The sequence below is a fragment of the Micromonospora sp. NPDC050686 genome, from assembly GCF_040654475.1.
GTDB lineage: Bacteria > Actinomycetota > Actinomycetes > Mycobacteriales > Micromonosporaceae > Micromonospora.
This window is the reverse complement of the sequence record NZ_JBFAID010000089.1, coordinates 1-14591: the sequence shown is the minus strand read 5'-3', so window position 1 is coordinate 14591 and position 14591 is coordinate 1. Positions and strand designations below refer to the sequence as shown.

Annotated in this window: 12 protein-coding genes and 1 pseudogene; 3 read left to right on the top strand and 10 right to left on the bottom strand. The window is 71.6% G+C overall.

Going from position 1 to position 14591, the window contains the following annotated elements; translation table 11 throughout:
* The 4 genes from AB0H57_RS31340 to AB0H57_RS31325 form a co-directional block, all read right to left on the bottom strand.
* The coding region (locus AB0H57_RS31340) for a mandelate racemase/muconate lactonizing enzyme family protein (RefSeq protein ID WP_357512286.1) at positions 1-1138 on the bottom strand (1138 nt) is incomplete at its 3' end.
* 1 nt (position 1139) lies between these two features.
* Positions 1140-1967 carry a carbohydrate ABC transporter permease gene (locus tag AB0H57_RS31335; protein ID WP_357512285.1) on the bottom strand — a complete coding sequence of 276 codons (828 nt, stop codon included), beginning with the start codon at positions 1965-1967 and terminating at the stop codon, positions 1140-1142.
* A complete protein-coding gene (locus AB0H57_RS31330; protein WP_357512284.1) occupies positions 1967-2887 on the bottom strand; it encodes a sugar ABC transporter permease in 921 nt (306 codons plus the stop codon). Before AB0H57_RS31330 ends, AB0H57_RS31335 begins: the two co-directional genes overlap by 1 nt.
* A gap of 64 nt (positions 2888-2951) precedes the next feature.
* Positions 2952-4217, bottom strand: a complete 1266-nt coding sequence (locus tag AB0H57_RS31325; RefSeq protein ID WP_357512283.1) for an extracellular solute-binding protein — start codon at positions 4215-4217, stop codon at positions 2952-2954.
* Between the two features lie 146 nt (positions 4218-4363).
* On the opposite strand from AB0H57_RS31325, the gene AB0H57_RS31320 reads away from it, so the two are divergent.
* On the top strand, positions 4364-5134 hold the full coding sequence (locus AB0H57_RS31320) for a FadR/GntR family transcriptional regulator (protein ID WP_357512282.1): 771 nt from the start codon (positions 4364-4366) through the stop codon (positions 5132-5134).
* 91 nt (positions 5135-5225) lie between these two features.
* Here AB0H57_RS31320 and AB0H57_RS31315 read toward each other — a convergent pair whose 3' ends face one another.
* Positions 5226-6617 (bottom strand): RICIN domain-containing protein, encoded by a 1392-nt coding sequence (locus tag AB0H57_RS31315; RefSeq protein ID WP_357512281.1) that lies wholly within the window; start codon positions 6615-6617, stop codon positions 5226-5228.
* A gap of 394 nt (positions 6618-7011) precedes the next feature.
* Between AB0H57_RS31315 and AB0H57_RS31310 the strand changes: the two genes are divergently transcribed.
* Positions 7012-9048 (top strand): hypothetical protein, encoded by a 2037-nt coding sequence (locus AB0H57_RS31310; protein ID WP_357512280.1) that lies wholly within the window; start codon positions 7012-7014, stop codon positions 9046-9048.
* Positions 9049-9072: 24 nt separating this feature from the next.
* On the opposite strand, the gene AB0H57_RS31305 is transcribed toward AB0H57_RS31310, so the two are convergent.
* The 4 genes and pseudogenes from AB0H57_RS31305 to AB0H57_RS31290 all read right to left on the bottom strand — a co-directional run bounded on the left by AB0H57_RS31305 (position 9073) and on the right by AB0H57_RS31290 (position 12130).
* A complete protein-coding gene (locus AB0H57_RS31305; RefSeq protein ID WP_357512279.1) occupies positions 9073-9804 on the bottom strand; it encodes a hypothetical protein in 732 nt (243 codons plus the stop codon).
* 51 nt (positions 9805-9855) lie between these two features.
* Entirely contained in the window at positions 9856-10728 is an 873-nt protein-coding gene (locus tag AB0H57_RS31300; RefSeq protein WP_357512278.1) for an alpha/beta hydrolase, read from the bottom strand.
* A 76-nt stretch (positions 10729-10804) separates the two neighbouring features.
* A pseudogene (locus AB0H57_RS31295) lies at positions 10805-11056 on the bottom strand (helix-turn-helix transcriptional regulator); the annotation flags it as partial.
* A gap of 69 nt (positions 11057-11125) precedes the next feature.
* Positions 11126-12130, bottom strand: coding sequence for a hypothetical protein (locus AB0H57_RS31290; RefSeq protein WP_357512277.1), 1005 nt, complete (start codon positions 12128-12130; stop codon positions 11126-11128).
* On the opposite strand from AB0H57_RS31290, the gene AB0H57_RS31285 reads away from it, so the two are divergent.
* A complete protein-coding gene (locus AB0H57_RS31285) occupies positions 12076-12672 on the top strand; it encodes a flavoprotein (RefSeq protein ID WP_357512287.1) in 597 nt (198 codons plus the stop codon). The two genes, AB0H57_RS31290 and AB0H57_RS31285, sit on opposite strands and share 55 nt — an antisense overlap.
* On the opposite strand, the gene AB0H57_RS31280 is transcribed toward AB0H57_RS31285, so the two are convergent.
* The gene (locus AB0H57_RS31280; RefSeq protein WP_357512276.1) at positions 12572-14209 is read right to left on the bottom strand and encodes an ABC-F family ATP-binding cassette domain-containing protein; all 1638 of its coding nucleotides are present in this window, start codon (positions 14207-14209) and stop codon (positions 12572-12574) included. The two genes, AB0H57_RS31285 and AB0H57_RS31280, sit on opposite strands and share 101 nt — an antisense overlap.
* Positions 14210-14591: the final 382 nt, after the last annotated feature.

Here is a 14591-nt window from a genome sequence, read left to right as displayed (position 1 = left end):
TACCCCCCCCCCCTCCGCCCGCGGTGGGGGGGGGGGGGGGGGGGGCGCGCCGCCCCCCCCCGCCGGGCCCCCCCCCCCCCGACCGGATCCGGTCCTCGTCGATCCGGACACCCAGCCCGGGCGAGTCGCCGAGGACGAAGGCGCCGTCGGCGACGTGCAGGTCGACGGAGACGCCGACCGGCGGATGCAGGTCCTGCAGCTCGCTGGTCAGGTGGTTCGGCACCGACGTCGCCGCGTGCAGCAGCCCGAGCGGGCTGTTGCCGATCGGGCTCACCGGCAGGTCGTAGGCGTGGGCCAGGGCGGCGACCCGCAGGAAGTGGGTCACTCCGCCGACCGCGGCCGTCTGCACGATGTCGACCGCCCCGGCGGCGATCAGCGGACGGTACTGCTCCAGCCCGGTGAGGTTCTCCCCGGTGGCGACGGACGCGCGTACCCCCCGGCCGACCGCGGCGAGTCCCTCGGCGTCCCACCGCCGGACGGGCTCCTCGATCCAGATCAGGTCGAGGGTGCGTTCGAGTTCGCAGACGTGCCGCACGGCCTGCTTGCGGGTCCACGCCTCGTTCACGTCGAGCATGAGACCGGGGCGCTGTCCCTGCCCGCCCTCGATCAGCACCTCCTTGACCAGCCGGAGGCGATGCCGGTCCCGCTCGATGTCGAGGCCGCCCTTGAGCTTGGCGGCCCGCAGCCCGTGCCGGGCGTAGGCGTCGTACGTCGCGACGAGCTGGTCGTCGGTCAGCGCGATGTCGAGACCGGAGGCGTACGCGGGGACCAGCCGGTCGCGTCCGCCCAGCAGCCGCCACAGCGGCTGGTCGGCGGCCTGCGCCTTGATGTCCCACAGGGCGGTGTCGAGGGCGCCGATGGTGCCGAACACCGCGCCCCCGTGGCCCGCCTTGAAGGTGTGGCGCAGCATGCGGTCGTAGAGCGCGGTCACGGCGCGCGGATCCTCGCCGTCGATGGCCGCGAAGACCCGGTCGATCTCGACGTGCGGCCCGATGCCGAATCCCGCGATGCCCTCGTCGGTGTCGACGATGACGATCGGCACCACGACCGTCCCGTCGGTGAAGACGCCGTTGGCGTCGCCGACCGGCCGTCCCCATTCCTGGACGGTGGTGAGCGTCCGATATCCGGTGATCCGCATGTCAGCCCTTCGTGGAGCCGGCGGCGACGCCGTCGGCGATCTGACGCTGGAGGAAGAGGTAGACCACCAGGACGGGTAACGCGGCGATCAGCACTCCGGAGGCGAAGGTGGGAATGTCGTCGGAGTACTGGCCGCGCAGCGAGGTCACCCCGACCATGAGCGTCCGGTGCTCCGCCGAGGGCATCATCACCAGCGACATGAGGACGTCGTTCCAGCAGAACAGCACGTCGAGGATGCCGACCGACAGCAGGGCCGGGGTGCCCAGCGGCAGCATGATCCGGCGGTACACGCCGTACACGCTGTTGCCGTCGATCCGGGCCGCGTCGATGATCTCCGACGGGACGGCCCGGTAGTAGCTCGTCATCAGAAAGACGGTGAAGGGCAGGAACTGGGCCACGTAGACGAGGACCAGACCGGGGTACGTGTCGATGAGGGCGCTGTCGGCCATGATCCGGGCGAGCGGCACCATGATCACTTGAAACGGCACGAAGAGCCCGGCGAGGCACCCCAGGAACAGCGCCGACGAGCCGCGGAACCGAAGCTGGCTCAGGGCGAAGCCGGCCATCGACCCGAGCAGCAGCAGCAGGACCACCGACGCCGTCACCACGATCAGGGAGTTGACGAAGTAGCGGCCCATGCCGACGCTGTTCCACGCCGTGCCGATGTTGTCGAAGCGCAGGGCGTCGGTCAGGGAGAACCGGTCGAGGACGTAGTCGCGCCGGGTCTTCATCGCCACGTTCGCGGTGAACAGCAGTGGGTAGATCGTCCCCAGCGCGAGCAGCGACATCGGCACGGCCAGCAGCCACCAACTCGGCCGGACGCGGGTCATCAGTCCTCCCTTCCGGCCCGCTGGAGCAGCTTGACCTGCAGCAGTCCCACGACCAGCATGATCACGAAGAGCGCCGTCGACGCGGCCGAGGCGAGGGCGGGCCGGTTCAACTGGCCCTGCTGGATCCAGATGTAGTACTCCGGGAGGTAGGTGGACCCCTCCGGGCCGCCGCTGGTCATCACGAAGAGCAGGCCGAACATCGAGGTCAGCATCCCGATCATCGTGGTCACGAAGACGAACGCGATGGTGCGGGACAGGCCCGGGACGATCACGTGCCGGATGACCTGGAACAGCGACGCCCCGTCCACCCGGGCCGCGTCCAGCAGCGCGGCGTCCAGGGTCGCGAACCCGGCGAGGAACACCACCAGCGCCATTCCGAAGGTGGCCCAGATGTGCACGCCGACCACGACGAACATCGCGACGTCCGGGTTCCCCAGCCAGTCCACCGGGCCGAGGCCGACCGATCCGAGGACGGCGTTGAGCGGGCCGTCGACGGCGAGCAGGAGGTTGAAGATCGCGCCGACGATGACCGGTGAGAGCACCGCGGGAAAGAAGTAGACGCCGCGGTAGAAGCGGTGTCCGGGCACCCGCAGATGGATGAAGGTCGCGAGCAGTCCCGGGATCGCCACCGCCACCGGAAGCAGCAGCACCAGCAGCCCGACGTTGCCCAACGCGGTCCGGAACAGCGGGTCGTCGAGCAGTTCGAGGTAGTTGTCGAGACCGACCGCCGTCCCGTTGCGCTGACCGTCACCGGTGAAGGAGAAGTTGACCCCGAGCAGCAGCGGATACAGCCGCAGCACCACGATGACCAGGACGGCCGGTGCGACCAGGACGTAGGGGGCGAGACGCTCGGCCCGCGAGCCGCCGGCGAGGGGCCGCGAGCGGGCACCCCGACGGCGGCCGGAGCGACCGGCCGTCACCCCGTCGGTCCGTCCGGGCGGTGCCGGGCGGACCGACGGTCGCGCGTTTGCGATCGGCACGGGATCAGCCAGCCTGGTCGGAAGCGGCCAACTGCTTCACCGCCTCGTCGATGGTGACCGACCCGCTGAGCAGTTGCTGGGAGAGCCGCCCCATCAGATCCAGGGTCTTCGAGGAGAGCGCCACGTGCAGGGCGGGCTTGCCGCCCTTGATCTGGGAGACGATCGCGGCGGCGGCGGGGCCGCCCTGCGACACGTCGATGGTGGTGTCGGCGGCGATCGCGCCGGCGTCGGCGTAGAACGCCGTGAGCGCGTCGGTCGAGGTCAGCGAGCGCACCAGGTCGGCGGCGACCTTCGGGTCCTTCGTCCACTTCGCGACCGCGTAGCCGATGCCGCCGTCATACGGCAGGCTCGGGGTGGTGCCGGCGGTGACGACGGGCGCCCTCATGACGCCGAGTTTGTCGGCCGTCAGGAACTCGTTGAAATCCTTCCAGTGCCCCACGTCGGACATCAGGCCGATGACGTGCGCGGCCTTGCCGGACTGGAACAGCGCGAAGGAATCGTTGAACATCGCGGTCGAGTTGGCCCCCTCGTTGTTCAAGCCGGCGTCGCCGGCCTCCTTCCAGAGCTGGAAGACCTGCTTCACGTGGGGTGAGGTCCAGTCGCGCCGGCCGGCGATCCAGGCGTCGTACTCCGGTGCGGTGAGGACGGCGGACCCCAGGGCCGACAGCCAGAACTGGATACCGACGCCCTCCTTGTTGCCGAGGGCGAAGCACGCGGCGCCGGCCTTGCCGATGGCGGTGCAGTCGGCGACGAACTCGGCCCAGGTCGTGGCCGGGCTCGTCGGATCAAGGCCGGCCTTCTCGTAGAGCGCCTTGTTGTAGTAGATGGGGTGGCCCTGGAGTGTCACCGGGCCGGCGTAGACCTTGCCGTCCTTGGTGAAGGCGTCCCAACCGGCCAGCCGCTCCCGGTCCGCGGTCAGGTATTCGTCCAGGGGCACCAGCGAGTCCACCCGGTCACGGATCTGGCCTCCGCCGTTGAACAGCATGACGTCGGGGCCCTTGCCGGACTGGAGGGCCGCGCCGAGCAACGTGTAGTACTGGTCGAACGGTTGCGCGACGAACTCGACCGTCACCTTCGGGTGCTTCCTGGCGAAGTCGGCCTTTGCCTTCTCGAGGTAGCTGGCGGCGGACGCGTCACCGGACTTCCAGTCCCACACCACCAGCTTGCCCGCGGATCCGCCGGACGAGGGGTCCGAACCGGTTGCGCTTCCGCAGCCCGTCATCGCCAGTGTCACAACGAGGAGCGCCGACCAGAGTGCTCGCTGTTTCATCGTTGTTCACCTCTGCAGGGAGTGGCTGACGGCTCGACCGTCCAACCAGGATGAGATCGAAAGGTAACTCGTATGATGTTTGGCGTCAACGGTCGCCCGTACACTGACCACGGACGTCGCGCCACGGCGAGCCGATCGGAGGGCACATGACGCCATCGCCGGAGACGGCGCTGAATGCCCTGGCCGCCCCGGCCTGGACACGGCGACCGACCAACCTCGCCCGCGCCGTCACCGCCGAGCTGGTGGAGCGGATCGTTCGCGGGGTGCACCCGTCCGGGACGGCCCTGCCTCCCGAACCCATCCTTTGCGAGACCTTCTCGGTGAGCCGGACCGTCGTCCGGGAGGCGGTGAAGATCCTCCAGGAGAAGGGCCTGGTGCAGGTCCGCCAGGGCGCCGGGACCATGGTCAACCCGCCGTCGATGTGGGACATGCTCGACGAACTCGTCCTCGCCGCCACCATCGCCGAGGACGAGGGCCTCGCCATCCTCGACGATCTCGTGGTCACCCGGCGGCTGCTGGAGTCCGACATGGCGAACGTCGCCGCCCGCGTCGCCGACCCGCAGACCGTCGACCGCCTGCGCGCCCTGGTGGACCGGATGGACGAGCTCGTCGATGATCACGTCACCTACCACGAGCACGACCGGGCCTTCCACGACACCGTCATGCAGGCCTCCGGAAACCGCATCGCCCGCGGTGTCGTACGCGCGCTGGAGAGCCAGGTCGTCAACACGGCCCGGTACATGGGCCGGACCGAGCGGTCGCTGTGCGTGGCGTCCAACCGCGGGCACCGACACATCTACGAGCGGATCGCCGCCCACGACCCGGACGGCGCCGCCGAGGCGATGTTCACCCACATCACCGAAGCCTGGCTGGTCCGGCGTGGCGGCTCGGGCAGGCCCACCCGCCTGCAGCGCTGACCTCTCCCCCACCCGGCCGGCCAGCCGCCACTCCCCGGTGCGGAAGTGGCGGCTGTCGCCCGGCCCCGGCATCAGCCGTGTCCGGACGAGGTCAGGAGAACTGCGCGAAGAACCGCCAGATCTCGCCCTTGGTCCAGGTCGTGATGCCACTCTCGGCGTAGGTCCCGTCCACCGGGCCCGGCATGTGCCCGTTGTCGAACGCCGCCCACTGCACCGGGTACCCGGCCCGGCAGCCCGAGTAGGTCGTGGTGATGTGCGTACGGCTGCCCGCGCCCGGCTCGGGCGGGTTCTGGAAGGCGCAACCGTTGTTCCGGACAAAGGTGTCGCGCAACGAACGTCCCTGGCTGATGTTGAGGACGTTGTCCGTGATGCCGTGCAGCCCGAAGTACGCGATGGGCTGGGTACCGCCGCTGCACCCGCTGATCTGCGCCCCCGAGATCACCGCGACGGCCCGGAAGACGTCCGCCCGCGCACAGGCCAGCGCGTAGCTCATGCCGCCGCCCCAACTGAAGCCGAGCGCGAAGCGTTGCCTGGGGTTGACGCACAGGTCGCTCTCGATCCGCCTGATCATGTCGTCGACGAAGGTGACGTCCTCGCCGCCGTTGTTCGCCCAGCCGTTGCCGAAGCCCTGCGGCGCGACCAGGATCGCGCTGTTGTTCGACTGCTCCTGCTGGCCGTAGTAGGACCAGGCGGTCCCGCTGGTGCCGCCGGAGGAGATCTCCTGCATGGTGCCGCCGCGCCAGTGGAACGCGAAGATCAACCGGTACGGGTTGTTGTTGTTGTAGTTGGCCGGCATCCGCAGGATGAACTGGCGGCTCTTGCCGTTGCTCTGAATCGTGTGCGTGCCGCTGGACAGCGTCGGGGCCTTGCCGCACCCGCTGCCACCCGAAGGCGGCGGGGTGGGGCCACCACCGTCGACGCGGACGAGCTGCCACTGCTGGTTGGCACCGTTCCAGTCGGCGTACTGCACGATGTTCGCGCCATCCGCGGTGGAGGCACCCTGCACCTCCACGACCTTGCCGCTGTGCCGACTGACCAACCGGACGTGACCGCCGTCGGAGTCCGCCAGCCGGAACTGCTGGTTCGTCCCGTTGGTGTCGGACCACTGCACGATCGCGCCGCCGTCGGCGGTCGAGAAGTTGTACACGTCGAGCACCTTGCCCGAGTGCCGGGACTTCAGCCGGTAGTAGCCGCCGCCGGAATCCACGAACTGCCACTGCTGGTTCGCGCCGTTGTTGCGGGTCCACTGGCTGATCCGGGCACCGTCGTTGGTGGCGGACGCGTACAGGTCCAACGCCTTGCCGCTGTTCCGGTTCACCAGCACGTACCAGGCGCTGGTGTCCACTGTCGCCGCCGCCGCGGGCGCCGTGTTCGCCACGACGAGCGTGCCCGCCGCCATGATCGCGGCGGCCGCCACGGCCAGGACTGAGCGCCAGCCGTGGCGGGGTGGAGAGGCGGGACGGGCCTCACCGATGGCCTTCATGGTCCACTCCTTCGATCGGGGCCACACCCGCGAGCCGAACCCGCGCGCGTGCCCAGGCGTGTGCCGGCGTCCGGTGGTGGCGTCGGCAGAGAAATGTGGTGCGGAGATGTTCGCCGGCGGTGCCTGACCGCCGGAAGCGCGCCGAGCCCCGGCCCGAAACCGGCCCGCGCGCAGAAGTGCCGGTGAGTCATCAGGCTCCCGGTCGCCGGACGACTCGTGAGAGCGAAGTTAGCGTTAACAACGTCATACGTCAAACGAAAGATGTCAATCAATCGAATCGCGCGGAACCGGCATCCGCACCAGCCCTTGCGCGAGAATCCCTCGCGAGCGTAGGAAGGACCTCACGTCCCCACACCGCACCCGGCCGCTCCGTCCACCCCCGATGGAGGTACCTGTGACCACCCCCGGACGCCTCCGTCTCGCCCTGCCGGCGCTGCTGACCGCCGGAACCGTCCTGCTCGGCGCGTCCGCCGCGGCGGGGCCGCCCACCGGGCCGCCGCACCAGGTGTCACCGGGCGCCTGCGACCCGATCGACCCGACGGCCTGCCTGCTGCCCTTCCCGAACGACCACTTCACCGTGCCCGACCCGGCCAGCCCCACCGGCAGGCGGGTCCGGCTCGCCGCCTCCTCGATGCCGACCAACGCGCACGGCACCCCGATCGACCCGACGGAGTGGAACCGGCAGGACGGGTTCAGCCCGGGCTCACCGATCCTGGTGCACGTGCCCGGCCTCGACGCCGCCGCCACCGGCATCGCCCCGGTCACCGACATCGGCCGCTCGCTGGCGCCGGACGCGCCGATCGTGCTGCTCGACACCGCCACCGGCCGGCGCACACCGTACTGGGCGGAGCTGGATGCCCACGCCGCCGGGCAACCCGACCGGCAACTGCTCATCATCCGGCCGGCGGTCGCGCTGGCCGAGGGCACCCGGTACGTGGTGGGCCTGCGCGGCATGCGGAACGACACCGGGGCGCTGATCCCGCCACCGGCGGCGTTCCAGGCGTACGTCACCGGCGCCGGCGCCCACCCACCGGAGCGGGGCGCCCCGCGGTTCAAGCGGATCCTTGCCGACCTGTCCAGTGCCGGGGTCAAGCGCCACCACCTCTACCTGGCCTGGGACTTCACCGTGGCCAGCCGGCAGGCCCTGACCGGACGGATGCTGGCCGTCCGCGACGACGCGTTCGCCACCCTCGGCCGGGCCGCGCCGAGCTTCACGGTCACCCAGGTCACCGACTACCCGCCCGAGCGGGAGCCGCGGATCGCCCGGCAGGTGAGCGGCAGCATCGCCGTACCGTCCTACCTGACCGGCAGCGGCGGGCCCGGATCCCGGCTGCACTACGGGCCGGCCGGCGGCGACGGGCGGGCGGCCGGCGCGGACGCCCGGCCCACGCCGTCGGGCACCACGCTGCGGGCCGACTTCGTCTGCAACATCCCACGCGGCGCCTCGGCCGCCGATCCGGCGCACCTGTCGCTCTACGGTCACGGCCTGCTCGGCCGGCCGACCGAGATCAACGCCGGCAACGTCAAGGACATGTCCCGCACCCACAACTTCAGCTTCTGCGCGACCAGCTGGATCGGCATGGCCGAGGCCGACGTCCCGTACGTGGCCGGCGCCTTCACCGACCTCAGCGCCTTCCCCGCCGTGGCCGACCGGCTGCAACAGAGCTTCCTGAACTTCCTCTTCCTGGGCCGGGCGATGGTCCACCCCCGCGGGTTCGCCGCCGACCCGGCGTTCCGGGACGCCGCCGGGCGACCGCTGATCGACGTGGCGGGCGGGCTGCACTACGACGGCAACAGCCAGGGTGGCATCAACGGCGGCGCGCTCACCGCCGTCGCTCAGGACTGGACCCGGTCCGTGCTCGGCGTGCCCGGGATGAACTACTCCACGCTGCTGCAACGCAGCGTCGACTTCGCCCCGTTTCAGACGATCATGGACGGGTACTACCCGGACCGGGCCGACCAGCAGCTGATCCTCGCGCTGTTGCAGATGCTGTGGGACCGCGCGGAGGCCAACGGGTACGCCCAACACCTGACCGACAGGCCGCTGCCGGGCACCCCGCGGCACCAGGTGCTGATGCACGTGGCCTTCGGCGACCACCAGGTCTCCCCCGCCACGGCCGAGGTGCAGGCGCGCACCATCGGCGCCCGCCTGCACACCCCGGCCCTCGCCGACGGCTGGTCCCGCGACGTCCGGCCGTACTGGGGCATCGCGCCGATCCGGAGGTACCCGTACGCCGGCTCGGCGATCGTGATCTGGAACAGCGGCGCGGCCTACGCGCCGCCACCGACGAACCTCGCCCCGGCCGGTTCCGAGTACGGCACGGACTCGCACGAATTCCCCCGGGCCCAGCCCGCGGCGCAGCGACAGAAGGCGACGTTCCTGCTCACCGGCCGGGTCGTCGACGTCTGCGCGGGCGGCCCATGTCCGTGATGCGGCGACCCGGCCCGCTCGCGCCTACGGTGACCTGTCGTGGATCCTCGCGAGCTCCGCGGCGAACTCGGCGTCGGTGAGGGCGCCACGCTGGTGTTGCCGGGTCACCGTGTGGATGTCGCGCCGCTGGTCAGCGGTGGAGGCAGCACGGGCCGGGCGGGCCTGTCCGGCTCCGGCGGACGGGCCCGTCGGCCGGGTACGGGCGGAGGGCTGCGTCAGGTGAGCCGGCGACTGCCGGCGGCGTTGCGCGTCGCGGTGGTGTGACCGCAGTGTTGCCAGGATCTCGTCGTAATGCTCTGACCAGGTGGGCAGCCGGCCAAGCTCGGGCCTGAACGGCCGGAAAAGGTGCCCACGCTGCAGTGCAGTTTGAATCGACACCCCGTCGGATCGTTCGATGATGATCGCGTCACGGCCCATGTCCAGGCCCGCCACGGTGGCCGTGCCGCTGCGAATGTCCGACACCGCATCCCAGGACACCGTCGTCGTACGCAGTAGGAGCCGGGACCGGATGCCGACGTCACTGACGTAGACCCCGAGCATCGCCTGTCGGGCCGTGACGGCGACGGCACCGGTCAGCCACCCCCCGAAGAGGACCGCCAACAGGGCCGGCATGCCGTCCCGCACATACGTGATCAGCAAGAACGTGCCGACCCCGGCCACCGCAACCAGCCCCAGCACCGCGAAGCCGGTGTTGACGTCGAGTGAGTACGGGCGATGCCAGCGACCCATGCCCCCATGATGACCGGCGGCGTCCACCGCCGGCCGTGACCGTCGCGGCCGATCGACGGCACGGCGGCAGGCGCGGCGTCAGCCGTCGGTGTCGAGGACCTCGCGCAGCCTGCGGGCGAACGCCTCGGGCTGGCCGGGATAGCCGAACTCACCGCCGAGGAAGCCGCCGTGGTGGCTCGGGAAGACGGTCGCCGGCTGGCCGAGCAGGTCGGCGGTGGCCGCCGCGGTGCGGGCGGTGAAGGTCCCAGTGGACTCCTCACCGACGGCGATCACGATGCGGGTCGACGCCTTGGCCAACGCGTCGAGGTCGGGGCGGTAGCTGCTGACCGCCCAGGACCGGTCGGAGAGCAGCGGATCGTCCCGGCGGCCGTCGTCCTCGCCCGGCATCCCGAACGCGGCGGGGTCGGGCGCGGGCTGGGCGAAGTAGGCGTCGGTGAACTCACCCTGCCACGAGGTCATGGCGATGAAGGCGGCCATGCCGGCATTCGATCCCTTGGCCTCGTACCTGTCCCGGACGGCGCCGCGGGCGCGCTCGGCGGCCTCGGCGTCGGGCAGCGCGGGAATGATCGGCGGCTCGTGGGCCACCAGGACGGTCAGGTCGTGGGGATGGGCCGCGACCAGCGCGAGCGCGGTTACCGCGCCGCCGCTGCTGGCGAACATCTCGACCGGGCCGGCACCGAGCGCCTCGATCACCGCGTGCACGTCACCGGCCTGGACCACGGGGTCCTGATCGGTCCGGCCGTCGGTGCGCCGGCTGCGGCCGAGCCCGCGCGGGTCGTAGGTCACCACGGTGCGGTCCGGGAAGTGCGACGCCAAGGTGGTGAAGCCGCTGGCGCCCATGGGCTGGCCGATCATGAACAGCGGTGGGCGTCCGTCGGCGGTCGGCAGCGGGCCGTGGACGTCGTAGACGAGGTCGGCCTCGGCCGTGGAAAGCGTGTGGGTAGTCGTCATGGCAGTGTTGACCCGTCCCGTATCGAAAACTCATCGTCAGCCCGCCCGCTGCAAATCCGAGGGCCTGGGCGAGGCCCGCCCGTCCCCGCAGCCCGAGCTTGACGTACGCCCGTTGGAGGTGGTTCTCCACAGTACGCACCGACAGCACCAGCTCGGCGGCGATCGCCGCGTTGTCGTGCCCCGTGGCCGCCAGCTCGCAGATCTGCCGCTCCCGCGGGGTGAGCTCGTCCCGGCCGCTCGGCCGAGGTCGCAACGGTGGCCATTGACATCCTCCACCGCCGACAAATGGCAGGGATTCCCTCCGCGCTGCGCGCGGAACGCGCAACACCCGGGCGGGTTCCTGCTTCACCGCGGCCAGCCGGGACAAGTCCTGGTCTTACGTCCGCTCCACAGGCGTTTACCGTCTCCACAAGCCCTGCGGCGACGTTGTCACGCTGTGTCGGTCGTGACACTTGGAGCTTCCGGAACTACCCTTCGCCCCGCACGTGATCACCTTATCACCGTCTGCTGACGTCAGGTCAACGGCACGGCTCGGGCCTTGACGGCCCTCCCAGCGCGGGCTTTCACCCCCGCCCTGAAGGGCGGAGCACTGGCCCGCACCTCGGTAGCCGCCGCACCGTTCCCGCAGCAGGTCGGCCCGGCGGGCCAGCAAGTTCGCCCGGCGGTGGTCGCCGCGGTGGCCGGACGCCGTCTCCGCGGCGATCACCGCCTCCAGCCCGAGGGCCAGGTATCCGCTGGCCTCCAACGCGGTGCCGACCCGCTCGAGCGCGGCCGGGTCGTCGGCGGCGAGCGCGTGGGCGTAGTCGGCCCAGAGCGCGAACAGCGGGCTGTCACATTCGGCCGCGACCCGCGCCAGCCGTTCGGCGGTGGCGGCGATGGGCTCCAGGCGGGAGAGCAGGTGCAGGCACTCCACCGTGATCGTGGTCGCCTGGTCGACCCGCCCGGGCAGCGCGCGCAGCGCGCCGACGGCCGTCGCGAACTGACCGTCGGCGGCGGCCAGCCAGGCCGCGGTCAGTTCGGCGTCGGCGGCCAGCAGGCCCCGGGGCTGCCCACCGTCGCCGCCGGCGTGGTCGTCGACCAGCTGGCGCAGCAGCCGCCGGCTCTCGTCCCGCTCACCCAACTGCGCCGCCACGTACGCGTTGGCGGACAGCACGTAGACCACGTCGGCGAGCGCGGGGGCCGGCTGGTCGACCCGACGCTCGGACCGCGGCTGCTCACCCCGGCCGAGTTCGCCGCCGGGTTCAGCGGGACGGTGCTGACCTACGCCCCCGACCCGCAGTCCCCGCCCGAGCCGCCGGCCGACCGGCCCGGGGCGATCGCCCGGCTGCGGCGCGCCCTGGTGGCCGCCTGCGGCTCGGCGGACGTGCTCACCCTCCCCCAGTCGATCATGGTGATGCGGCACGCGCTGGGACTCGACGTACGGGTCATGCTCACCCCCGCCGCCGCCCGTTCGCGCCGGCCCGCTCGTTCACCCTCCTCACCGGACACCCCGCCCTGGTCGACGAGGAGGCGAGCACCGACGTGCCGCACCTGGCCCTGGCGGCCTGGGCGGACCTGGTGCTGGTCCTGCCGGCCACCGCCAACACCCTAGCCAAGGCGGTCCTGGGCATCGCCGACAACCTGGTCAGCACCTGCCTGCTCGCCGCCGCGGCGCCGGTCGTGCTGGTGCCCTCGATGAACCGGGCGATGTGGGAGCGCCCCGCGGTGCAGCGCAACGTCGCGCAGCTGCGCGAGGACGGGTACGTGGTGGTGCCCCCGGTGCCGGTCCTCGCCCTGAGCACCGGCACCTTCGAGGGCCGGGGCATGCCGCCCGTCGAGGTGGTGCTGGAGTCGGCCGCCGCGGTCAGCCGGCCTCGGGCGCGCCGGTCTCGGTCAGCCGGCCGTCGGACAGCCGCAGCCACCGGTCGACGCCGATCGCGGCCAGGAACCGCTCGTCGTGGCTGACCACCAGCAGGGCTCCCCGGTACGCGGTCAGCGCGCTCTCCAGTTGGGCGACGCTGTCCAGGTCCAGGTTGTTGGTGGGTTCGTCGAGCAGCAGCAGCTGCGGGGCGGGTTCGGCGAACAGCACGCAGGCCAGGGTGGCCCGCAGCAGTTCGCCACCGGAGAGCACACCGACCGGCAGGTGGGCGCGGTCGCCGCGGAACAGGAACCGGGCGAGCAGGTTCATCCGCCCGGCATCGGGCAGGGTCGGGGCGGCTGCGGCGAGGTTCTCCGCGACCGTACGTGCCGGGTCGAGCAGGTCGAGCCGCTGGGACAGGTACGCCACCCGGCCCTCCGCGCGGCTGGCGGTGCCGGACGTCGCCGCCTGGTCGCCGGTGACCAGCCGCAGCAGCGTGGACTTCCCGGCGCCGTTGGGGCCGGTCAGCGCGATGCGTTCCGGGCCCCGGATGCTCAGGTCGACGCCGGCGCCAGCGAACACCGGCCGCCCGTGGTACTCGGCCTGCAGGTGCTCGCCGGTGAACACGGTCCGGCCGGCCGGGACGGTGGTGCCGGGCAGCTCGATGGCGATCCGGTCGTCCTGGCGGGCGGCGCGGCTGGCCTGGTCCAGGCGGGCCTGGGCGTCACCGACCCGGGCCGCGTGGGTCTCGTCGGCCCGCCCGGCCGACACCTGGGCGTCGCGCTTCAGGCCACCGGCGACGATCCGGGCCAGACCGGCGTTGGCGAGGTTCCGGTTGGCGTTGGAGGCCCGGCGGGCGGCCCGCTCCCGGGCCTGCTGCATGTCCCGCTTCTGCCGCTTGAGGTCCTGCTCGGCGTTGCGGACCTGCCGCTCGGCGACCTCCCGCTCGGCCCGTACGGCCTGCTCGTACTCGGTCCAGTTGCCGCCGTACCAGCGGATCTCGCCGTGGTCGAGGGCGGCGATACGGTCCATCTCGTCCAGCAACGCCCGGTCGTGGCTGACCACCAGCAGGCAGCCGGCGAAGGAGCGCAGCACCGCCGTCAGCCGGTCCCGGGCGTCCCGGTCGAGGTTGTTCGACGGCTCGTCGAGCAACAGCACGTCCGGGCGTTTGAGCAGTTGCGCGGCCAGGCCGAGGGAGACCACCTGGCCGCCGCTGAGGGTGCCCAGCCGCCGGTCCAGGGCAAGGTCACCCAGGCCGAGCCGGTCCAGCTCGGCGCGGGTGCGCTCCTCGACGTCCCAGTCGTCGCCGACGACGTTGAAGTGCTCCTCGCTGGCGTCACCGGCCTCGATCGCGTGCAGCGCGGCGATGACCCGGTCCACGCCCAGCAGCTCCGCGACCGTCTGGTCGACCGTGAACGGCAGGTGCTGTGGCAGGTAGCCGAGCACGCCGTGCACCGTGACCGAGCCGGACGTCGGGCGCAGCTCGCCGGTGATCAGCCGGATCAGGGTGGTCTTACCGGCGCCGTTGGCGGCGACCAGGCCGGTGCGGCCGCCGGGCACCGAGAAGGACAGGTCGGCGAAGACCGGACTCTCGTCCGGCCAGGAGAAGGACAGGGCAGAGCTGACGATGTAACCGTCGGACATGACAGACCTCGGAGAAGTGAGAGACCGACCGCGCGGATGGGCGCTCGGTGCGAAGCAGGGGACGACAAAGGGGCCGCGGCGACGGCGCGATCACACGCGCGTCGGCGGCCGAGCCGGGCTCTCACCCGGAGATGTCGTCGTCACCTGCCACGATCACTCCACTGCTCGGTTGCTCGACCAACCATAGCGCAGCATCGGCGCGGGCGCGGCCGGCACCGGACCTGAGGAATATCGATCGCCCCGAGTGACGTTCGAAGCTAGCGTGATCGCCATGTTCGGCACCGTCGGCGTTGTGCGCCCCGCAGGTCTTCACCTGCCGGGCGCCTGCGGCGTGTGCGCATGGCTGGCTGATACCCGAGGCTGACCCTCCTCCCGTCCGGCA